Source organism: Bacteroidia bacterium, assembly GCA_033391075.1.
GTDB lineage: Bacteria > Bacteroidota > Bacteroidia > J057 > J057 > JAWPMV01.
In genome coordinates this window covers 156,706-179,210 of record JAWPMV010000001.1, presented here as the reverse complement: position 1 = coordinate 179,210, position 22,505 = coordinate 156,706, and the positions used below count along the sequence as shown (strand labels likewise).

The window sequence follows — 22,505 nt, the reverse complement described above, 5'->3', positions numbered from 1 at the left end:
TTCGCCTGTAATACAGGCTCGCAATGACATTCGTTTTAAACCTTAAACGCTCCCCCTAAAAATTGCGAAGGCGACGAGAATACTCGTCGCCTTCTGCACGTTCATAGCAGTTCATATCTTGATCAGCTTATCCAGCTGAATTCATATTCTTTTACAGGGGTTTTCATTCTCTCTGCTACTCTTGCCAGACGATCCGGCAATTTCATCAGATAATCTCTCGCTCTTTCTGCCTGATCATTCAAATCCGTAACAGAATCAATTTCCCACTCTTTCAGGAGATTACGGAGAATAAATACATAATCCTGTGCAGTATAAACCCCTAATCGCTCTGCTGCATGAGAGAAATGCTCAAACAATCCCCCAATGGCATCTCCTGAAGCACGAAGGAAGTGAGCAGGCATAACGATCTTATGACGCATCATTTCTTCGAAAGCCAGCATAAGATTGCTGGGATCAAATTCGAGAATTTTCTGTACAAAATGCTTGTAGGCACGTGCATGTCTCAGCTCATCAGCTGCGATCACTCCACACATTTTTGCCAATTGTTCATTCCCCTTTTTATGAGCCAATGCCCCTACTCTTCTGTGGGAGATATTGGTCGCCAATTCCTGAAAACTGGTATATATAAAATTCTTGTATGGATCCTGATCTGTACCTATATCAAATCCATCCGCAATGAGATGTTGAGTAGAGGTTTCCATTTCTCGCATATTCACCTTCCCCGACAAATAGAGATATTTGTTGAGAAGATCTCCATGACGATTTTCTTCCGCAGTCCAGGCTCTTACCCATTTGGACCAGGCAGTCCCTCCATTTTGTTGACTAATCCCCTCCACATCCATCAACCAGGATTCGTAGGTCGGTAAGGCTTCTTCGGTAATCGTATCTCCGACAAGCACCACCCAGAAATCAGAATCCAGCTCCTGAGCCAGTTCGCGAAGTTCTTCGAGTTTATAAAAGAAATTCTCTTTACGAGAATCAGGCAACAAATCTGAAGGTTGCCAGTTTTCCTCAATCGGAATCAGGTATTTTTTCATGAAGCCCTCAAGAAAAGGCTCTATGGCCTCCATAACTTCTAGTCGTATATTTTTTAAAATCATTGAGGAAAAGGATTATATAGTCAAATAGCCGGTCAAGATACCACAATTTTATCGGTCTCGACCTCTTTTGTAATTAAGCTTTCGATCTCCAGGATCAAATCATCTGCGTTTCGGCCATTTGGCTCAAGGTATGGGTGCGCTTTCCAACTCGGCTTTATAAAGGCAGGCATGGGATAGTAGCCTTTGCCGGTGAGTTTGTAGGTGTTATTGACGGTAACAGGTAGGATAATGGCTGAAGGAGCATATTTCAGCAACATTTTGAGGCCATTAGGAGAAAACCGCTTGGGCAGGCCTGTTTTACTTCTTGTGCCCTCGGGAAATATGACGGCAGCATAATTGTTCTTTTCTATGTATTTGGCAAAGTCCCTAATAGCTGCCAGAGATTGTTTGGGATCTTTTCTGTCAATCAAGACATTGCCTCCATGGCGAAGATTATAGGAAATACTCGGGATGCCTTTGCCCAACTCTATCTTGGAGATAAACTTGATATGATGCTTTCTCAAATACCAGAAGAAAGGAGGAATATCGTACAAGCTTTGATGGTTGGCAACAACAATCAGCGGTCTTCCTTCTGGTAGTTCCTGGTTTAGCTCAAATTTGGGATTAATGCCTAAAAACAAGAGGGATTTTATGAGAAAAAAGTTCATAAAATCCACTACAATTTTATGGGCTTTATAGCCGCCGAGATTAAAGGCTAACCATTGCAATGGATGAAAAATAAAAAGAACCAGTGCAAAAGCCGAAATATGAATGGGTGTGAGAATATAACCTAGTATCTTCCTCATTTCTCTGTTAACTAGCCCCCAAAGAAAAGGAAAATATTTTTATTTGCCATTTTTTATGGATTATAGGAACTTATTTGCCAATAAGAATAGAAAACACAGATATACTTCTATTTATGCCGCATTTCATCCTCCAAAGTGTCTTTCCTGAATTTCTGGTAAGATTTTTCAGAGATTTTTGGCCTCCGGTTCAGGATACTGTTCTTACCATTATTGGAGTACTCATTATATATACGATTGCCAATTTTATCCTTAGAAGGCAGATGAAAGGGCATTCAGATGGCCTTTTGATCAAGCAGATCATCCTTTTTTTACTAGGCTTATTTGGATTTATTTCCATCGTTATTGCCCCTTTAGACTCTGAGTTACAGAAGGAAGTTTTACAATTATTAGGCATTGTACTCTCGGCAACTTTTGCTCTGGCTTCAACTACCTTTTTAGGAAATGCTTTGGCAGGGATCATGAATCGCATCACCAATAGTTGCGAACCGGGTGATTTTATACGGATAGGAGATTATTCAGGAAGAATATCGGATAGAGGCTTGTTTCATATAGAGTTGCAAACGGAGGATCGTGACCTCACAACACTCCCAAATCTATTTCTTGCTAATAATCCCGTTAAGGTAATTCGGAATTCGGGTACCATCATTTCTGCGGTTGCATCTTTGGGCTATGACGTCCCTCGTAAAAAAATAGAAGCTGCTTTAATCGAAGCAGCAAAAGAGGCAGACTTGTCTGAGCCTTTTGTTTATATCACCGAATTGGGAGATTTTTCCATCGTCTATAAGATTCATGGCATGCTCACAGATACCAAGCGCATCCTGACAGCCAAATCCCGCCTTCATGCCATGATGCTCGACAAACTGCATGAAGCTGATATTGAGATCGTTTCTCCCAGTTTTATGAACCAGCGACAGGTAAACAAAACGATCTTCATACCTGAACAACAGAAACATCTGGAACCGGAAATTGAGGTTGAGACTCCGGAGGAAATTATGTTTGACAAGGCAGAGCAGGCTAGTTCGGTTGAACTTCAAAAGCAACGAATGAGTGTGCTCGACAGTAAGCTGACTGAGCTTACTCAAAAACTCAAAGATGCCTCTGATCAGCAGAGCAAAAAGGCCTATACCGAGCAGATCAATCTAGTGGAAGAGCTAAAAAAAACCACTCAGGAACGCCTGGACAAAGGCATGGAGGAACTCAAAAAGAAAGAATAAGCATTCCGGTTACATTCTTCTACTATCAAGCAACTAACAGTAGATCATATTCTATATGAGGCTACTTAAAAATATTTTTCTTTCGCTCCTATTTTCTATTCCCATCTATGGTTTTGCCATTTTGGTGATCCTGCCTCAGGTCATGGCTTATGATCTTCTGGGAGCCTACCTACTAAGACCCGTCCTGACAATCCTCAGTCTTTTATGGGGAGCTTATGCCTGTGCAATTCCTTTTATCCTCTTCTTCAAAATGCAAAAAGAGGATCCTAAAACAGCCTGGAAGCAGCATATAGGGATGCCTATAAAAAAATTCTATCTGCCCAGTCTTGCCTATGCCTTTATGTTTTATATATGGCTGTTGCTTACTCACTTGCCATTTCTACATTTCCTGGACAATAGTCCCCCCCCTTTTCTCCTTTTCATCATTTCCTGCCTGGGTTTTGCTGCAGAAATCGTAAAAACAGACCACCGGAAAAGTGATTTCAAAGCCTACCTTCAGCAAGCTGATCAAAAGGCTTCCTATATTCGATTACCTATTACTGGTTTAAAAGTGCTCTTATATGCCCAAAGTCTGGGTTTCCTGTTTTTATTCTGGGGGAGTTTGTTTGGGGGAATTTACCTGATAGATTCCTTGCTCAATCCTTTTCTGTCTCGTGATCTATTACAGCTTTTATACCTTTTTCATCTAATATTTTGTATGATATATATCCAAAAATTTGCAAGAAAAATAGAGGCACATGCCCGCATGCATGCATTTATTCCCTGGGATTCAAATTTCTAAGGTAAAATTGTCAAGGGGGTTAGTTTTCCTCCTAATTTGTTACAAAGAAGAAAGCCGCCATTAATGAAAGTCCTGAAATACATCTTTCTCTCAATCCTCTTTACACTTCCCTTTCTGATTATTAATGGGCTTTTGTATTTGCCCATACATTTTGCTCCAGAATTTTACCGTGAAATCGGAGTGAGATTATCCATTAATCTTCTTTTGTTCATTTCAGGGGCCTATACAATCTTATGTCCCTTTGTATGCTTTTTCAAAATGAGAAAAGAAGGGCCAAAAAAAGCCTGGGAGCAGCATGTAAAAGCCCCCTTGGTGCAATTTTATCCCATTATGCTGACGGTGGCCTTTTTGCTTTGTATTTACTTTTGGGCACTGAGCATCCCTCTCAAGCTCTTTACGATTAGCCCTCCGATGGAATTTATTTATCTATTTGCCTTTCTATTATTTGTAGGAGAAGGATTTAAAATTACCGAGCGTTCTCATTTACTAGAGAAATACCGGGATTTAGCGGAAGAAGAATCTTATCCTTTGCAGTTCAGCCCAAAAATGCTCGATCTTCTGGTTTACCTCCAATCCCCTGTCTATCTCTTTTTCTTCTGGGTCAGTAATTTGGCAGGCCTTTATCTAGCTGACCAACTCTTATCGAAGCTTCTTTCTCATAATACCATGATGTTTGTGTACATTTCCGTATTGCTCCTATTCACCTTTGCTGTGAGATGGGCAGGCAGAAAGATCGAAAGCTATGGAAAAATACATGCCTATATTCCCTGGTTATCGAAGTACTGATGGTCCTACCGGAACCCAGCGCCTCAAGCCCACACTCCCTAATTCGCTTGAAATAATGGAGTGCGCGCAGAGCCAATACAAAATATCACCAATAAGACATGCTCTCTCTGCCCAACTCCCTTCGCTTTTCCAAGCTTCGAGATGACCTATGGTCTGGAAAGCGCATTGTTTCTCTTTTAAGAGAAATGGGAATGCAGCAGAAGAGTCAAGCCCGATTACAAATCAGGATTTTTCTTTCCCCTTTAATCATACAAGCTAAAAGATAGGTCTCACCTCCGGCATCCAATCCCAATTGCTTACGGATATCTTTAGTAGAAAATGGAAAATCTCGTCGTATTATTTCTGCACGTTTTATGCCAGCAGATTTGAAATGTTTTTTCAGAACTTTGGGTTTGTAGGGTAAAGAAGCTTTCACCTTAAAAATTCTTCCCGGAAAATCAGAAGCCGCAGCTTCCGAACTAAAAAAGAATCCTTTGCTGGTTTCAATAAAGCCTGCGCTATCTGGAAAGTATTTAGCTAATAACTGCTCAGTCAATCTTGCTTTGTAAAAAGCAGGATCAGCATCCCAGACATAAGAGATTTCGCGTTCTTCAAAATCAAGGGAACCTTCTTCTTCTAAAAGGAAATGAAAACTTTGCGTAATTCCATTTCGGTGGATTTTAAGCAGAATTTCCTTTTCCCCCACTGGCTCTCTATCCAATTCCAACAAGACTTCTTTGACTTCATGATCAATTGAATAAATATGAAAGCGACTCATCTGAGGGAACTTTCGAAAGGCCTCAACATGATCATAAAGCGGACTAAGTTTGACCAGAATTTTTTGGCCTTTCTGCAAAAGAAGGGGAAGCAATTCGAAGACATTGGGCTGACAATCTTCAGGCGCAAAGGTCCTTCTGCCCCTTTTATCCCTTCTGGCAGGATCGAGGTAAATCAGATCATAAGCTTCACCTGTATAATTTTTCAGGTAGTTTTCGGAAGAATCGTGATGAAAGTTTACATTCTTTATTCCAAGTTTCCGAAAATTGTGTTTGGCCACTTCAACCTTTAACCCATCAATTTCTACTGTATCGACCTGCTGAAAATACCGAGAGAAATGAGCAACATCCACGCCTAGCCCTGTACTTAAATCCAAACAACTTTCACCACTAAAGGATTTCATGCCAGCACTTTGCTCACTACTTGCCTGCTCAAAGGCTATTCCGGGTATGATACAACAGCTTTCATAAAAAGAAGGAATTTTTTTTCGACTTTTTTGGAGGTATTTCAGTTGTTGGGAAACTATATAGATAGGAAAGTCGTTGTACTTTTGACTCAAGGCCAAATTTGACGGATTCTCGTACAAATTTGCTTCGATAAGGTCTTGAATCTTATCATGCGTTAGAATTTCAAATTCTTCAATAGTCATTTACATGCACGAATATTTTACTTTTACGTAAGCAAACGCTAATTTAAACGATTCGATCACTATTTTAAAAAGATTTTTCTTTATGAAACGTGCAAAGCAAATAGCCATAGCATTTCTCCTTTTATTCGCAGTAGCTACTCTTAGCAGTGCCTGTAACCAGCATGTTTGCCAGGCTACCAAGGTAGGAAATCACAGATAATTCTGATTATATGAACAAGTGGCAGCCTCTAACTGGGGTAGCTCAGCTGAAAGAAATTAAAGAGGCTTCTTTTGAGAGGCCTCAACTTATTTTTAAACACAGCATCAGTTGTGGGATTTCAGCACAAGTCAATCATTTGCTCCAATCCTCCAGTGAAAGCCTCGCTGAGGAAACCGATCTTCATTATCTCGATCTGATCAATTATCGATCAGTCTCTAATGAAGTTGCTGCAGAATTCGGCATAGTTCATCAATCTCCCCAGGTCTTATTGATCAAGGATGCCAAGGTTGTTTATCACACCAGCCATTTTTCTATCAGACCTGAAAAGATATTGGGAGCCGTTTAGTTACGGCTAATTCATAATTACGGGTGCCAGCATGGTGAAATCGGGGATGCTTACCAGAAAAGTTGATCCATCGATCTGTCTCCGCATGGTATAATATCCGAACATCTTACCCGCAGGACTATTGAAATTGACCCCACTTACGTAGCTATGGGATTTACCCGGATGAATAACCGGCTGTTTCCCTACTACACCTGGGCCTTTGACCTTCCGCTTACTCCCAAAAGCATCAATAATATTCCACTCTCTGCTAAGCAATTGAACCACATGAGGGGACTCATTGTGGATCTCTATTTGATATGCAAAAACATATTCATTGCGGGCAGGAGAAGATTCATCCTTGATGTAAGCGGTTCTGACGCTTACTCTTATACCATTAGTAGTTTGAGAGCTCGGTTGGGTCGACATACATGCTAGATTTACAGAATATAAGCTAGGAAATCCTCTTCATAAAACCTAATCCCTTAGGCCATTTGGCCCAATCAAAAAGAGGCTATTTGAGGACATGTAATCAGATAAACTACAGATGTGAATTAAGAGATACGAATGTATTTAATGGATAATTTGTTTTTTGTATATTGCAGGAAATAAAACAAACACTTTCTCGCTTATATGAGCTTAAAGAGATTTATCTTTTCCTTCCTACTTATTTCTTTTCCCAGCCTGTTTCTTAAATGTCAATTAGTCCATCCTAAATATTTAAAGGGGGAAACCTATGCCGTAGTCGTCGGAATCACTGATTATCAGGAAGATCAACTAGACTTATCGGTAGCAAGCAATGACGCCATCCAAATGGCTGACTACCTGGCAAAACATGGATTTCCCGCCCTGGACAATGATCATATGCAAATCTTAACTGATCATCGGGCTACTAAAAACAATATTCTGGCAGCAGTTACCTGGGCAGCACGTATGGCAGGCAAAGATGACCGCATTGTATTTTTCTTTTCAGGACATGGAGCTCCTGAAGGTCTTGCGGCCTCGGATTTCAATACCCTTACAGGCGAAAACCTGGTTTATCACTCTTCCATCAAGACTTTGCTCAAAAGAAGCAAATCCAGTCAAATGTTGATGATCGTTGACGCCTGCCACTCCGGAGCCAGCGAATCGGCTTTTTACATGGGAGCTGTGTCGGACATGCTAAAAGACTATCGAAACTCTGGAATCACAATGCTTTTATCCAGTAGTGCCAGTCAAAGTTCACTTGAATACGGGACGGTTGGCCTGAGTTATTTCACTCATTATTTGCTGGAAGGGATCAATCAGGGTTTTGCCAATAAAAATGGAGATAATATGATCACTATTCAGGAAGCTTTTGATTATGTAAAACTCAATGTTGATGTACTTACAGAAGGGACCCAAACCCCACAAAAAGCAGGAGATTTTGATCGAAGTATTGTCATGAGATTAATAAAATAATTTCCTGCATTAGGCTTAGGAGATTGTTTTGTCCATCATTTTTAGTAACATAGATTTCTAATTTTGGTCTAATGAAATCTACGCTACTGTATCTATTGATAGTCTGTTTGGCTATCCCGACTCCTACTTTCGCCCAAAAGAGAAAGAAAGCAAAACAAGAGACTCCTTCTCATCAGGCAATTGATCCTGATCTTTTCCACGGAATTAAATGGAGAAATATCGGTCCCTTCAGAGGAGGTCGGGCCAATGCCATTACAGGAATACCTGCTAATGATGCCGTTTATTATGCTGGCTATACCGGAGGAGGAGTTTGGAAAACAGAAGATGCCGGAGAAAACTGGCGAAATTTATCAGACGGATATTTTACAACAGGATCTATAGGAGATATAGCGGTAAGTCAATCCGACCCCAATGTCATTTATGTAGGCAGCGGAGAGCATGCAGTAAGAGGAGTTATGACGAGTTATGGAGATGGGGTGTATAAGTCAACGGATGCAGGAGAAAGTTGGATCAATGTAGGCCTGAAAGAAAGCCGACACATTTCTGATGTCATCATTCATCCCCAGGACTTCAATACGGTTTATGTCGGTGCGCAAGGACCGGTTCATGGTTCGGGTACAGAAAGGGGCGTATTTAAAAGTACAGATGGAGGCAATAGCTGGGAGAAGAAATTATTCATAGATGAAAATACAGGAGTATCCAGCCTCATGATGGATCCTTCCAACCCCCGAATTCTTTATGCAGCGACCTGGCAACATAAAAGATCTCCCTGGTATGTCGAAAGCGGTGGCCCAGGTTCATCCGTCTATAAATCTACAGATGGAGGAGAAAGCTGGAAGAAAATAGTTGAGGGTTTACCCGAGATGATGGGCAAAATTGGACTTTCGGTTTCAGCAGCTAATCCCAATAGAATTTTCGCAATAGTAGAAGCAGAAAAGGCTGTGGCTGGATTATATCGATCCGATGATGCAGGCGCTTCCTGGACGCTAAAATCCAATAATCAAACCCTGACCGCACGCTCCTGGTATTATATGGAAGTATTTGCCGATCCTGGAAATCAGGAAGTAGTCTATGTACTCAATGCTCCCTTGATGAAATCTATAGATGGAGGAAAGACCTTCAAAAGTATGCGAGTCATTCATGGAGATTGCCATGATTTCTGGATCAATCCGAAAAACAGCCAGAATTTTGCCATGGCAGAAGATGGAGGAGCAACTATTAGCTTTTCAGGAGGGAAAACGTGGTCGACTTTGAATAATCAGCCAACTGCTCAATTTTATCGCATCAATGCTGATAAACAGGTACCCTATTGGGTATATAGCGGACAGCAAGACAACCTCTCTGTTGCCATTACGACTCGTAGCAAAAGCTATGGCATCCTGACCCGTGACTGGTACAATGGACCAGGTTGCGAAAGCGCCTATGTTACCTTCGATGATCCAGAAAATCCTCGGGTGATTTTTGGTACCTGTTTCAATGGGCGCATCAGTTTGCTGGATACCAAAACCAAGGAAGGCAAGGATATCATGCCCTACCCTATGACCAATTTGGGCTATGAGGCAAAAGACATGAAGTATCGCTTCAATTGGAATGCTCCTTTAATCAACTCCCCCCAGGATCCCAAAGTGATGTATTATGGTGGAAATGTCCTCTTTAAAACAGAAAATGGAGGACTTAAATGGGAAGCAATCAGTCCAGATCTGACCAAAAATGATCCCAGTCATCAGGGGCAAGGAGGGGGACCTTTTACCAATGAAGGGGCAGGAGGAGAAAATTATAATACGATTTATTATGTAGCCGCTTCTCCCCATGAAGAAAAAGTCATTTATACGGCTTCTGATTGCGGCCTGGTATATATCACCAAAGATGGAGGGAAGAACTGGACCAATATCACACCCGAGGGATTACCAGAGACAATGATCCATTCGATGGAGGTTTCTCCCCATGACCCTGCAACTGTCTATTTCGCTTCAACCCGCTACAAATTCAATGACTTCAGGAATTATAGTTATAAATCTACTGACTACGGAGCTAGCTGGACGGAGATAGGAGGAGACATTCAGAAAGATGATTTTTTCAGGGTAATAAGAGAAGATAACCGAGTGCCCGGCATCCTGTATGCAGGGGCAGAAAGAGGCTTCTATATTTCCGTTGATGGAGGAAAAAACTTTGACAGGCTTCAACTCAATTTGCCCGTTGTTCCGATTACGGACCTCATCATTCGAGACAATGATTTAGCCGCTTCTACAGCAGGTCGTTCTTTCTGGGTCTTGGATGATCTTTCCGTTTTTCAGCAGAGTAAAGGGAAATTCGGAGGAATGTCCATGAAACTGTATGAGCCCAAATCTCACTATCGCATATTCAATGCTCCTCCCTTTTATTTGATTACGGAGCATGCGGTTGGGGAAAATCCTCCTGAAGGAGTGCCTTTGGTTTACTACCTCGACAAACTGGATGATAGAGAACTCAAACTGGAAATCCTCAATGAAGCAGGAGATGTGATCCGTTCGATCAAGGGAACGCAGGAAGAAATACCCATCATGCTGGCCGGTGGAAGAGGGAATTTACCTTTGCAACAAAGTGCTATGCTTCCTATGAAGCCCGGACTCAATCGATTTGTATGGGATTTCCGAACAGATGGACTTCAAAAAATTCCCAATACCTTTGTATTGGGAGCTGATTATCGGGGACATAGAGTTGCTCCCGGCAATTACAAAGCACGTATGACTTATGGAGAGGAATCTTCTACTGTTGATATTGTGATTCTTGATCCTCCGGACATTAGGGTTTCCAAACAAGCCTGGGATGCTCAGCAAAGCCTGATCGAAAACATAGAAGGCCGCATCAATGAACTCCATAATTCTATCAATTCGACCATGGAGATGAATGCTAAAATCAAATCAATCCTAAAACAAGTAGGAACTACAGAAGGTGCGGAAGACTTGAAAGAAGCCGGGGAAAAATTAGGAAATAAGATCGGCGATTGGCAATCTACGGTAATTGAATTGAGACAGAGCGGCTTTCAGGATGCCCTCAATTGGCCTGCAGGTATGAACGCTGAATTTTTCCTGATAAAAAGTAGCCTGGACACCTATGATCCCAGCGTACCGGAATCTTATAGAACAAGATTTGAAGATTTGGATGCTGCCTGGACAAAACATAAAGCAGTACTTGAGGAAATTATGGATAAGGATGTAAAGGCCTTCAATGAGCTTTATAGAAGTAAAGATTTGCCGGCTTTGAAGGCTCCGGAGAAGGAAGTGAATTGAGGAAAATTCATTACATTGGGATAAGCACATATGATCGCATATCCTTTATCCATGAGAACCTTTCTGATTCTTTTCTTTGCCTTATCTGCTTGTTCCAAACCCGATCCACTTGTTGGGGTTTGGGAACATTGCGTAAAAGAAAATTTCGTACACCAAAGTTTAGACTCAGGAATAAATATTCCCCCAGTAGAGGGAAATGACACCTATACGATAAGCGTTGATAAATACTTGTATTCTCTGCAGACATATAGGTGGTATTCAATGGATGAGTCGAATACGCTGGAGTACTCAATAGAAAAGCTGGCAGATAACAAATACTTGATTCTCACCGATCCAACAGATATGGAGGAGAACCTTGAGGTAGAAACAATCTTCCTGTCTAAGAACGAACTCCGTATGGTATTTAATGAAGACCCAGATACCTTGGATTTCTACAGAAAAAAGTAGTTTCACCCAATCATCCCCTCCAATACCGTCCCTGCAAAATATGCCAGACTCGCAGCGATTGCTCCCAGCAAAAGGGTTTCCAATACTCCCCTGATTGCAGAGGTCTGCGTCACATAACTTTTCAAATATCCGATAAAAACAAAAGCTGTCAAGGTGAGTATAGTCGCAAGCAAAAGAGGCTCTTCGGTTTGCATAAAAGGCAGTACATACACCATCAGGGGTATAAAACCCATGATGGCAAAAGAAATGAAGGTTGCTACTCCTACCCAAATAGCAGATTTCCCATCGGGCAACATCTGATGTTCTCCTTGCATCATTTCGTCTGCCCACACTTCTTTATCTTTGGCTATCACCTCCACAACTTCTTCTAAAAGTTTCCCCTGAAATCCTTTCTCCCGATAGATTTCCCTTATCTCATCTTTTTCCAATTCCGGCCACTTATCAATTTCCCAGAGCTCTATTTTACGGTGCTTATTGTATGAATCACTCTCTGATTTCTGGGCCAGATAAGCTCCCACAGACATAGAAAAGCCATCTGCGATCAGATTAGCCAGTCCCAGTATAATAATAACTGTATGATCAAAGGACGCCCCAGCGGCACCTGCCACAACCGCGAAGGTAGTGATTGCACCATCTATGCCTCCATATACAAATTCGCCTAAATACTCCTGCATCTTCCCCAGACGGCCACGATTGCCATGAATATTTTCGTGTTGTTGTTTGATGTTTTCCATATAAATAAGATAAAGAAAATGGGCCAGCTTATGGGATGGCTGGCCCTGTCGGTCGGACTTAGCATTGGAGAGATGCTAATCGATAGAAATATATTTGGGTGGTGGTTGAAGGGAATCCTCTTTCTTGGCCAGGACCACTGTCAAAATTCCTTCTGCATAAGATGCGTTGATATCTTCCTGATCCACATTTTCCGGTAGACTAAATGATCTCAGAAAAGAGGAATAATTGAATTCTTTGCGGGTGAAATTCTCCTCCTTTTCCTCCCGCTCTGATTTTTTCTCAGAGGAAATAGTCAACATCCCATTTTCAATTTTGATATCCATATCCTCTTTTCGCAAACCGGGTATGGCCATTTCAATTTCAAAATTCTCATTTGTCTCCCTGACATTTACGGCTGGGAAAGAAACTCCACGAATGAAATTCTTTTCCCAAAAACTATTATCGTCGAACAGGTCTGAGATGAGAGATCCAAATGGCCTCATGAACCCATCCCCCTTCTTATTGACTAATAAGCTCATGTTGATAATTATATTTAGTTAAAAATTGATTCCATAGAGGTAAAGGATCGTATTTCCTTTATTGAGAATTGCTACTAAGCTTGCGGTTTAGGTATTCTTTTTGAAAAAAGTCTCGCATCAGCGCCCGCTTTTGGTTGTCGGTCATATTTCCGGAGCTTTTGAAGGCTACGATCTTATCTTTTAGTTCCTGACAACTCATGATGCTTTTCTTCAAACCGAGTTTGGCTTCTGCTGGCCCATAAATGGCTATGGCTTCTGCTCCTTTCAGGCGCATTTTTATCCGTGAATAAAAATCCTTGAGCTGAGCTTTCTTCCTGTGTAGGTATTTGCTTTCAGAGACAGCCTCCTGCGGTTTATAAGTCGTACCGGAGCCATAGCCCCCCTGCACCTGAAAGTGTTCAACTTGAGAATAGATGATCTCTAATTCTTCTTTTCCCTGATAAAAGCTAAAGATGTAAGCCTTATCACTATCGAGCCAGATTCCAATGTTTTTATTTAGCATTTCTTCCTTTTTACTTTGAAGTAAAGCGGAAGTAAGGCCATTAGGAATGAGAAAAGGAATGCCCCGCACTGATATTTCTCAATGCGGGGCAAAAAAATAAACCTAAAGGTCCATAAAAATACTCCTGTTGTATAAAACATGTATGATTCATACCCAATTATTTCGACATTCCTATTTGCTAAATATTGCATGCATTTGTATTTTTATTTTACATCAAATTCCCCTTAACAGAACAGTCTATGAAGACCTTGATCGTAGATGATGATCCTTCGAGTCATAAGATTCTCAAACACTTATTAGCAGAAGAGCATCCAGAGATTGAAATAGTGGCCTCAGCATACAATTTGCAGGAAGGAATCGAATTGTTTGTGAAATATAAGCCCGAGCTCTTATTTCTAGACATTGAACTGCCAGATGGTTTGGGCTATGAGCTTTTATCTAAAATCAAGCAGACAGACTTTCAGGTAGTTTTTATCACGGCTCACAATAAATATGCTTTGACTGCCATCCGATTTGGAGACCTTGATTTCCTATTAAAACCCATAAATAGCGAAGATCTGTCAAAAACAATTGAACATGCACTTAAAAGAAAGCAGAAACGAATCACCGAGGAACAAATACAGGTATTTCGGGATGTCATGATCAATAAAAAGCTCCCAAGCAAATTGAAAGTATCTGTAATTTCGGAGGATTTATACTATGAAATAGAACATATAAAGCACTTTAAAGCGGATGATTCTTATACCCTAATATTTATTAATGGAGAAAGCAAAGCAATAATATCAACCCGGAATTTAGGGCATTATGTAAACAAGCTTGAAATCTATCCAGAATTTCTAAAGATTCATCGTTCAAACATGATCAATCTTCGATTTGTCAAAAAGTACAACAAAAGTGAACAGCAGGTAATATTGAAAGATGGTAGCAGGGTTGATCTTGCCAGAAGTTATTTAGATGAGTTTTATAGAGCTATGGCGGAGATTTAGGAGTTTCGGATTTGCCTCCCTGCTTGAAAGATATCTTTCCCTGCAAGAGGACTCAATTTCCTTGTTTTATATAATCTGATTAAAACAATAATTTTTATCTAGAGCTCGAGAATACTGAGTGTTGATCAAAGTCAAATTACAGATGAAAACAGAAGAATTTTGTTCTCAAATACGTAGGCTCTAATTAGCACAAACTCCATGTCTTAGGTTAAGATTCCTTTCACGATAGATTGATCATCTTATCCAAGGCTTAGTAAAGCAAACATGTAATTCACCCATTAACTATACTGTCTTTATTATGGCTACAATTAAAATCGTAAAAAAAGGAAAACACGGAACGATTAAATACACGAATTCTATTAAAGCTCATTTGGCTAGGTATTTTCATAAGCCAAATGTCGAGGAAGTATTGGAAGGGAAAGTTTTCACAAGTGGAGATAACTTTCAAACAGTTGCTACTATTGGTGGTATGATCAAAGCCTGCGAATTGGATATCAATGGACATGGACATGTGTTTAAAGGTCCTTCGTACATATTCGCTGCCGTAGAAGATGATGATGATGCTGGAAATCCGACTGATATTCTTGATGGAGAGGACGGAAGAGTTGTTTTATTGGCTGCTCTATGTACTCCTTTCCAAAGACCCGAAACAAAATTTGAATTAGAATTAGTTGAAGAAGACGAAGGAGACGAAGAATAAATTAATTATGGCCTACGAAAAAGCTCAAGAATCAGGTTTGAATCGAAACGTCAGACCTATTGAAAAACCTTACTTGGAAGGCTTGGATACTTTGGATATCCTAAACCAGGTACAAGGAAATATCTTTGAATCTCATAAGAGAGAATTTGTTATTTGCCTCTTTTTCCATTTTGGTGATAATTTAAGTAAAGATGAAAAATCCAATATCCAGAATACAATATCCGAATTTTCACAAAAAATAACTTCAGCCAAACAAATTTTAAGTGAGAGACTGGATTATGGAAAAGAAAGAAAAAAGAAGGTTTTTGACCTGGAGCATATTGATAAATTTTTAAAATCAAAGCCAAATGTCTACTTTCTATATTTATCAGGTTTGGGATTCAAAAAAACGAAGAATAATCGTCTAATTGACAAGTTTCCAGATGATAAAACCTTCCTGAAAGGGATGTCAAGTAGCGGCAATAAAACTGCTGTCAATGACCATATTCCAGGCTCCAAAAGTAAAAACCCCTGGTTAAAGTACGCCTGGAGAAGAGAAAAAAAGGTTGACATGTTGATCCAGCTAGCGGGTGATGACTCTAGCAAATTGGAGGAAGAAGCTATGAAAATTACAAATTATTGGGGCCGGAAATGTTCTGTCAAATTCTTATTTGCAGAAAGAGGTAGGATGATTTACCACAATGGAAATAGGAGGGACGCTCGGGAACCTTTTGGATTTCGGGATGGTCTCAGCAAAATTCCCTTTTGGGAAAAAAATGGAAAGGAACTTCTAGAAAAGAGCCGAGAGATTGTTTTAGATGATCATTTAGGCAGCTATATGGTATTTAGAAAATTGGAGCAAGATGTTGCCCGGTTTGAATGGATGGTAGAAGATCTTACTTACAAGATATTTGGACTTAAGAAGTATCAGAAAGGATTTGAGGAAAAGAAAGCATTCGTTGAGGCTCAGATCTTCGGCAGATTCAGAGATGGAACTCCTCTTGAATTATATGATCATCCAATTATGGATCATCAAAATCAACATATTGAATCCATTTTAAAAATCAAGAACTTCAATAAATATAAACCTGTCGAGGATAGAGATGGATTTGATGGGGATTCCCGTTGTCCTTATTTCTCTCATATTAGAAAAACCAATCCACGTAGCAAAGCACAGATAACTCAAAATGGAACCGAATATAAAGAGGGGAAAAAATTCAATATGCGGATAGCTCGCCGAGGGATACCTTATAAAGAAATTAATCATAAAGGAGAGGAGAAGGTAGGACTTTTATTCATGGGATATCAAGCAAATGTTTCCACCCAGTTTAAAGAGATGAAAATAAAGTGGTCTAATGATCCAGATTTTGAACAAGAAAAAACTGGCTATGATCCCATAATAGGCCGTCCTTTTGAAGAAGGAGAATTGTATCCATATAAATGGATTCTAGACTGGAATACAAAAGAGGTAAAGGAAGTTCCTTATAGTTTTGAAGGAATCATTAAACTAAAAGGTGGTGAATATTTCTATGCTCCTTCGATTCCTTTTTTAGAAGGTTTGGGTATGAGGCAAAATGAGGTAGAAGAAGGGCGACTAAGCTAATTTTTTTTATACCTATTATCAAATGAATGCTATTTTGTAGACAATCTGTAATTCCTACAAAATAGTTTTTCATGCGATTGCCCTGTTTATTTTTAAGCATATGCTTTGGGAGTTGGTTTTTATTTCCCTGGCAGAACTTATACAGCCAAGCGGAAATCCTGTATTTACATCAGCTTTCGACCCAAGAAGGATTAACTTCCAATACCTATACACATGTCATCCGAAAAGATTCCCATCATTTTCTCTGGGTAAGTTCTATCAATGGCTTAAATCGATATGATGGTAAGGAAGTCATGCAGTATTTACCAGATAGTACAGACAATAGACAGCTTTTTGATCCTGTAGTGCAAAGTGGTTTTTTTGAAGATAATGAGGGAAATATTTGGTTTAGCACCTCCCAAAAGATTCACTATTATTCTCATGATTCAAAACAGTTTAATAGAATTGCTGTAAGAGATAGAAAAGGGAAGGAAATAAACGATGTGCATATTGTGCATTTCGATCCAGTGAGAAGTTCTTTATGGGCTTTAATTCCAGCAGACAGTTCAATTAGCAGGTTTGATTTAGTTGCTATAAACTCTCGAAAACCAGATTCGGCTTATATATATATAGATCAAATACCAAATTTCGATTTAGATGGTATACATATAAAATTCTCACGGGATTTAGAAGTATATCATTTATACTTACCCCGAAAAGGAGGATGGGAAATTCGTGAATACAAAATGAATCCTCGAGGAGATTATTCTGCAAAATTGATAAAAAAACATCCCGCACACAATGCATTTGCATTTCATCACCGAGATAATGGGAACTTGTGGGTTGGCACAGATCAGGGATTGGTCCTTACTACTAAAGATAGAGATGAATTCGAATGCTTTACTGATTTTCAAGCAGATACTATCAAGGCTATTCGGGGCATTATACCTTATGATAGAGATCATTTGCTGATAGGAACTGCCCAACAAGGCCTTTTTTTATTTAACCTGAAATCTAAAGCATATACCAAAACCATCTATTCTATTCAGAATGGTCTAGTGATGCCTTTCAATAGTTCTATTAGGAGAATGTATCTGGACCCAGACAATACTTTATGGATCGCAACAAATTCTGAAGGAATTTTCTATTGTAATTTAGAAAAAAAACGATTCCCTAGTTTCTTACAAAAAAGCCTTGACAACTCACAAAAAAACGTTAAGTCTCTCAGCGAAGGACCAGAGGGGAATATCTGGTCCATTACAAACACTTCCCTGATTATTACTGATCAACATGGAAAAATAGTAAGACCCGCCTGGACGAAATTTCAAAATGATAAAATCCTGGATAAAAAAGAACTCTATTATATCTTTCAGGATAGTAAATCCAGAATGTGGGTTTGCAGCAATTTAGGCCTTTTTGTTTTAAGGCCAAGTCAAAAAAATTTCCAGGCTGTACCAAGATCCAATGCATACAATCAACACAAAATTGTAGCTACCTACATAAAAGAACTTAAGTCCGGTAGGATTCTCGTTTCATCTTTCGGAGATGGAATATTCGAATTAAAAGAGGAATCATACAGATTAGAAAAAGCAGACTTAGATAAGGGGAAATCTGGTGATTTCACCGTGATTTATGAAGATCAGGACGCGAATCTTTATACCTCAAAATATCGATCAGGAATTGAAATCTATACTAAAAACAACGAAAACCTGCATCTCAAAGCATTTCTCCCATTTGGTCCCCTCGTTTACTGTATGGCCGAAAGTCCTGACAAAAAACGTATTTGGCTAGGCAGTTCGCAAGGGCTCTATTGGATTGAAAAACAGGGGAATGAGTTCGATTTGAAAAAGGATGATTTTTTCAACCAGAGATTTTTAACAGTCAATGGGATGCAGTTTGACAGTAATAACCGAATGTGGATCAGTACGAACAATGGTCTTCTCATCTACAATCCCAACATACTTCCAAATCAGACTCAAGAGGAGCCTTTTAATCATTTCCGAATATTTGATAAAAGTGATGGTTTACAGGAAACAGAGTTCAACTTTTATGCTTACAGTAAAACAAAAGATCAAAAACTCCTTTTTGGAGGAACCAATGGATATAGTCTTTTTGATCCCCGTGAAATCAATGAACACTCTGTTTTAGCCCGGCCTACCATCACCAAAATTGAAATCAATGGAGATCTGGTAAGGGAAGGGCTGTTTTATGAGAGCACTCAATATGAAGGAAGAGAAATTAAACGATTGGTTCTTCCCCCAGATAAACGCAGCATAAACCTTTATTTCTCAGCGATGGAGTATGGAAATCCGAAGGCTTGTCAATTTTATTATGTACTCAGAGATGAATCCAAGCAGATATTAAACCAAGGCGATGATCCTTTTGTGCGATATTTTGATCTTGATCCAGGAAACTACACCTTAGAACTATATGCCAGCAATTCAGAAGGTAAATGGTCAAATGAACCCCTGCGTATGGGCCTACGTCTCAGGCCTTATTTCACCGAAACAAGCCTCTATTATTTTATCCTCTTAGTCTTTGCATTGGCGGGGCTCTATGCACTTTACAGAAATCGAATTGCCCATATCCGTAAGCAGCAAAAACTCGCAGAATTGGAAACCACTATTTTACGGGTCCAGATGAATCCACACTTTATCTTCAATAGCCTGAACTCTATTCGTAGCTATATATGGGACAAAAATGTAAAAAGTGCTGATAAACTCCTGATGAAAGTTAGTGCCCTAAGCAGGAAGGTGCTCGAACTGGCAAAAAATCAATATATCAGCTTAAGAGAGGAAAAGAAATTGCTGGAAGAATATATGGCTATAGAGGCTATTAGATTTGAAGGAGCATTTACCTATCGATTTGAAATAGAAGAAGGATTGGATTGGGATGAAACCCTCGTTCCTACCATGATCCTTCAGGCTTTTGTCGAAAATGCTATAATTCATGGCTTGGCATTGAAAAAAGAAAAAGGCGAAATTTTGATCGTGTTTTATCAGGAATCAGACAGCCTGGTTTGTACAATAAGTGATAATGGAGTAGGTAGGAAAATGTCTGCGGGAAAGAATAAAAATCATACCTCCAAAGCCCTGGAAATCACTCAAAAACGATTAGACTTACTTACAGAAAAAACAGGCAAAGCCTCCAGCCTGAAAATCATTGATTTATATACTCAGGAAAATGAAGCCAGGGGAACTCAGGTGGAACTACGGATACCTATTCTCTAGTTTCCTTGCCTCATATCAGTCCTTCACGGCTCGAAAAATCCCCTCCACCAAATCCCTCAGTTTAAAAGATAAATAATTGGAATCTTGAGTCCAGGAAATAAGAAATCGAATACACCTGGAAATATGGTAAAGAACTGTCCAGTACTCCTTATTTCTTATACTGATACAGTCAACGATCCGGGGTTTAGGGACCCCGGACTTTCAAAAAGCATATCCTCAAGATGAACACAAACATTCTAGAATTAGCCTTAGGTCTGGTATTCATCTACCTCATCTACAGCATTTTCATGTCCTTAATTGTAGAAATGCTTTCCACCTGGATGGGATTTCGTGCCAGAATATTAAAACAGGGCATTACGAATATGTTGACCGATCTTAAAGATCAGGAAACTTCAAACATACCAGAGGGATTTGTGCGCAAACTTCGACATTTCTTCCTATTGTCCCCTAAGGGATTTCATGAAAGCAAGGCACGAGAATTTTATAATCAGGCATCAATCCGCTACCTCTCCCAGGGGACCAAAGTAAATTTCTTTAACCATATTTTTCTGTTCAAGAAAAGTAAACCCAGTTATATATCCTCCCAAACCTTCAGCGCTACCTTGATCCATATGCTGCGTGAAAAAGGTAGAGGCATACACGACTGGGGAAAGATAAAATTTAGTGTTCAAAATAATGCGCTTCATTTTGATCCTAATACTTGTCAGCAAGTTTGTTCCTTGCTGGAGGATGCAGATGACGATATGGGTCTATTTATCCAAAAGCTTGAGCTATGGTATGAAGAAATGATGGATCGGGTAAATGGTTGGTATAAGCGAAAAATGAGAATGCTCATTTTTTGGGTGGGTATATTAATTGCCGCCATCCTGAATGTAGATAGTTTTAAAATTGTCAAAGTACTTTCCAAGGACCATACTGCCCGCGAACAAATAGTTGAACTTGCAACTGCAGCGGCAGATAAGGATTCCAAAATGAGCGAGATGATCAGTCGTTTGGATAGTCAATATGTAGAAGATCAATTATACAGAGCCATAAATGAAATAAGCAAGGAAGTAGAAAACACAGATATTCTGTTAGGATTGGGGCATGAATTCCCCCTGGAAACTAAAAGCACAAGTTTTAAGCAAAAAGATGAACTGTGGGAAAAGCTAAATACACAGGTCAAAAAGGCCATGAAAGCACAAAAACTTACTGATAGCCTGGATAATGAACTGCATCTGGAAGGCTTAGAGATAGAAGAGATTCAGGAATTGCTAGCGCTTAAAAGAAGCGTAAATCAGGATCACCAAAGAGCTATGATACGCATCAATACGCTTGCAAATAGTTCTTACGTCAGGATAGATGCGCTTCAAAAGATTTCGTCAGAAAAGTTTGAACTGAAAGGGGAAAGCTCCACTGGGTTTGGGGGAAAACTACGGCACATCCTAGCTCAACTCAATCCTGCCAAAACGCCCTTTTGGGGCTTTGTCATCACAGCTCTTGCTCTTTGTCTTGGGGCTCCCTTTTGGTTCGATTTACTGACAAAACTTGTTGCATTAAGAGGAGCGGGGAAAAAACCAGAGGAAAAGGAGAAAAAAGCTACAGAAAGGATAGCAGAAGCAAAGACGGTAAAAAATAAAAATCAAGGCAAAAGAGTCTTAAGCCTAAATCCGGTTGATTTGGTTCTGGCGAAAAACCGCGATAAATGGCTGGCATTGGAGGGAGTAATAGCCGTAAACAAAGTTCTTATAAAAAAGGAGAACAAAGCCATAAAGTACGTAATCGAAGTCTCCCATTTCAAAGGCTTCGAATTGAAGGAAATTCCAGATGAATTTAAAAGGAAAAAATCCAATCAAAAAGTTGAAGTGATTAAAAAGGAACGGGAATATGCAGAATTTCAAGGGCGCAACCATATCGACGAAGTTCAACAAACACAATTAGGAAGGACAATCACAGGAACAATAGCAGGCAAATTGTTGAATCTTGACTCACCGAATAAATGCATCCTCTCTTGTGGGCATGTTTTGAGTAAAACCGGAGCCTCGCTGGTTTTTAATGGAGAACAGGATCATAGTTTAGGTAAGATAAAGAAAGTGATTTGGTCAAATACTATGGATGCAGGTATCATAGAAATTACTAAAAAGACCGAGCATTTATTCAGGACCATACAAGAAGTACATGTGCCCGATATCAACGATCAATTAAACCAAACTCCTGTAAGGATTTATAAGCGTAAAGACTACTTCAAAGACGCTTATATTCAAAATATTGATGTTGATTATCCATTTAGCCACAAATATTCAAAAAAAGCTTATACCCTGTACAATTTAATAAGCTTGGGTTCCGATGATGGGCCCCTGACACAGTCAGGAGATTCTGGCTCTCTGGTCAATTGTTTCGTAGGTCCAGACAAGCTGGAAAAAACGCTGGGAATAATTGTAGGGTGCCTGAATGAAGCGGATGGCAGCAGTATCAGTTTTGTCTTACCCATGCATAGAATACTCAGGGATTTAAATCTCGCAATTATTGAAGAAAACAATTCATAG

The 22,505-nt window shown here is 39.7% G+C and carries 19 protein-coding genes; 12 read left to right on the top strand and 7 right to left on the bottom strand.

Annotated features, from left to right (window positions below; all coding sequences use genetic code 11):
- Positions 1-122: 122 nt before the first annotated feature.
- Complete coding sequence (locus R8P61_00730) at positions 123-1,100, bottom strand: acyl-ACP desaturase (GenBank protein MDW3645569.1); 978 nt, start codon at positions 1,098-1,100, stop codon at positions 123-125.
- 32 nt (positions 1,101-1,132) lie between these two features.
- Complete coding sequence (locus tag R8P61_00725; GenBank protein ID MDW3645568.1) at positions 1,133-1,885, bottom strand: lysophospholipid acyltransferase family protein; 753 nt, start codon at positions 1,883-1,885, stop codon at positions 1,133-1,135.
- A 113-nt stretch (positions 1,886-1,998) separates the two neighbouring features.
- On the opposite strand from R8P61_00725, the gene R8P61_00720 reads away from it, so the two are divergent.
- The 3 genes from R8P61_00720 (at position 1,999) to R8P61_00710 (ending at position 4,666) form a co-directional block, all read left to right on the top strand.
- Positions 1,999-3,099: a mechanosensitive ion channel gene (locus R8P61_00720; GenBank protein ID MDW3645567.1), complete on the top strand. Its 1,101-nt coding sequence runs from the start codon at positions 1,999-2,001 to the stop codon at positions 3,097-3,099.
- 55 nt (positions 3,100-3,154) lie between these two features.
- Positions 3,155-3,880, top strand: a complete 726-nt coding sequence (locus tag R8P61_00715) for a hypothetical protein (protein MDW3645566.1) — start codon at positions 3,155-3,157, stop codon at positions 3,878-3,880.
- Between the two features lie 63 nt (positions 3,881-3,943).
- Positions 3,944-4,666, top strand: a complete 723-nt coding sequence (locus R8P61_00710; GenBank protein ID MDW3645565.1) for a hypothetical protein — start codon at positions 3,944-3,946, stop codon at positions 4,664-4,666.
- 205 nt (positions 4,667-4,871) lie between these two features.
- Here R8P61_00710 and R8P61_00705 read toward each other — a convergent pair whose 3' ends face one another.
- Positions 4,872-6,071, bottom strand: a complete 1,200-nt coding sequence (locus R8P61_00705) for an RsmD family RNA methyltransferase (protein ID MDW3645564.1) — start codon at positions 6,069-6,071, stop codon at positions 4,872-4,874.
- A 209-nt stretch (positions 6,072-6,280) separates the two neighbouring features.
- Between R8P61_00705 and ytxJ the strand changes: the two genes are divergently transcribed.
- Positions 6,281-6,616, top strand: coding sequence for a bacillithiol system redox-active protein YtxJ (gene ytxJ, locus R8P61_00700; GenBank protein ID MDW3645563.1), 336 nt, complete (start codon positions 6,281-6,283; stop codon positions 6,614-6,616).
- Positions 6,617-6,622: 6 nt separating this feature from the next.
- Here ytxJ and apaG read toward each other — a convergent pair whose 3' ends face one another.
- Complete coding sequence (apaG, locus tag R8P61_00695) at positions 6,623-7,021, bottom strand: Co2+/Mg2+ efflux protein ApaG (GenBank protein ID MDW3645562.1); 399 nt, start codon at positions 7,019-7,021, stop codon at positions 6,623-6,625.
- Positions 7,022-7,225: 204 nt separating this feature from the next.
- Between apaG and R8P61_00690 the strand changes: the two genes are divergently transcribed.
- The 3 genes from R8P61_00690 (at position 7,226) to R8P61_00680 (ending at position 11,748) form a co-directional block, all read left to right on the top strand.
- Positions 7,226-8,032 carry a caspase family protein gene (locus tag R8P61_00690; protein MDW3645561.1) on the top strand — a complete coding sequence of 269 codons (807 nt, stop codon included), beginning with the start codon at positions 7,226-7,228 and terminating at the stop codon, positions 8,030-8,032.
- 71 nt (positions 8,033-8,103) lie between these two features.
- On the top strand, positions 8,104-11,301 hold the full coding sequence (locus R8P61_00685) for a glycosyl hydrolase (GenBank protein MDW3645560.1): 3,198 nt from the start codon (positions 8,104-8,106) through the stop codon (positions 11,299-11,301).
- A gap of 51 nt (positions 11,302-11,352) precedes the next feature.
- The gene (locus R8P61_00680) at positions 11,353-11,748 is read left to right on the top strand and encodes a hypothetical protein (protein MDW3645559.1); all 396 of its coding nucleotides are present in this window, start codon (positions 11,353-11,355) and stop codon (positions 11,746-11,748) included.
- A 2-nt stretch (positions 11,749-11,750) separates the two neighbouring features.
- On the opposite strand, the gene R8P61_00675 is transcribed toward R8P61_00680, so the two are convergent.
- The 3 genes from R8P61_00675 to R8P61_00665 form a co-directional block, all read right to left on the bottom strand.
- The gene (locus R8P61_00675) at positions 11,751-12,482 is read right to left on the bottom strand and encodes a VIT1/CCC1 transporter family protein (protein ID MDW3645558.1); all 732 of its coding nucleotides are present in this window, start codon (positions 12,480-12,482) and stop codon (positions 11,751-11,753) included.
- 75 nt (positions 12,483-12,557) lie between these two features.
- Positions 12,558-13,001, bottom strand: a complete 444-nt coding sequence (locus tag R8P61_00670) for an Hsp20/alpha crystallin family protein (protein ID MDW3645557.1) — start codon at positions 12,999-13,001, stop codon at positions 12,558-12,560.
- 58 nt (positions 13,002-13,059) lie between these two features.
- The gene (locus tag R8P61_00665; GenBank protein ID MDW3645556.1) at positions 13,060-13,503 is read right to left on the bottom strand and encodes a hypothetical protein; all 444 of its coding nucleotides are present in this window, start codon (positions 13,501-13,503) and stop codon (positions 13,060-13,062) included.
- A gap of 239 nt (positions 13,504-13,742) precedes the next feature.
- On the opposite strand from R8P61_00665, the gene R8P61_00660 reads away from it, so the two are divergent.
- The 5 genes from R8P61_00660 (at position 13,743) to R8P61_00640 (ending at position 22,505) form a co-directional block, all read left to right on the top strand.
- On the top strand, positions 13,743-14,489 hold the full coding sequence (locus tag R8P61_00660; protein ID MDW3645555.1) for a LytTR family DNA-binding domain-containing protein: 747 nt from the start codon (positions 13,743-13,745) through the stop codon (positions 14,487-14,489).
- A gap of 298 nt (positions 14,490-14,787) precedes the next feature.
- Positions 14,788-15,189, top strand: a complete 402-nt coding sequence (locus tag R8P61_00655) for a hypothetical protein (GenBank protein MDW3645554.1) — start codon at positions 14,788-14,790, stop codon at positions 15,187-15,189.
- A 7-nt stretch (positions 15,190-15,196) separates the two neighbouring features.
- Positions 15,197-16,771, top strand: a complete 1,575-nt coding sequence (locus R8P61_00650; protein ID MDW3645553.1) for a Dyp-type peroxidase — start codon at positions 15,197-15,199, stop codon at positions 16,769-16,771.
- A gap of 71 nt (positions 16,772-16,842) precedes the next feature.
- Positions 16,843-19,980 (top strand): two-component regulator propeller domain-containing protein, encoded by a 3,138-nt coding sequence (locus R8P61_00645; protein MDW3645552.1) that lies wholly within the window; start codon positions 16,843-16,845, stop codon positions 19,978-19,980.
- A gap of 221 nt (positions 19,981-20,201) precedes the next feature.
- Positions 20,202-22,505: a hypothetical protein gene (locus tag R8P61_00640; GenBank protein MDW3645551.1), complete on the top strand. Its 2,304-nt coding sequence runs from the start codon at positions 20,202-20,204 to the stop codon at positions 22,503-22,505.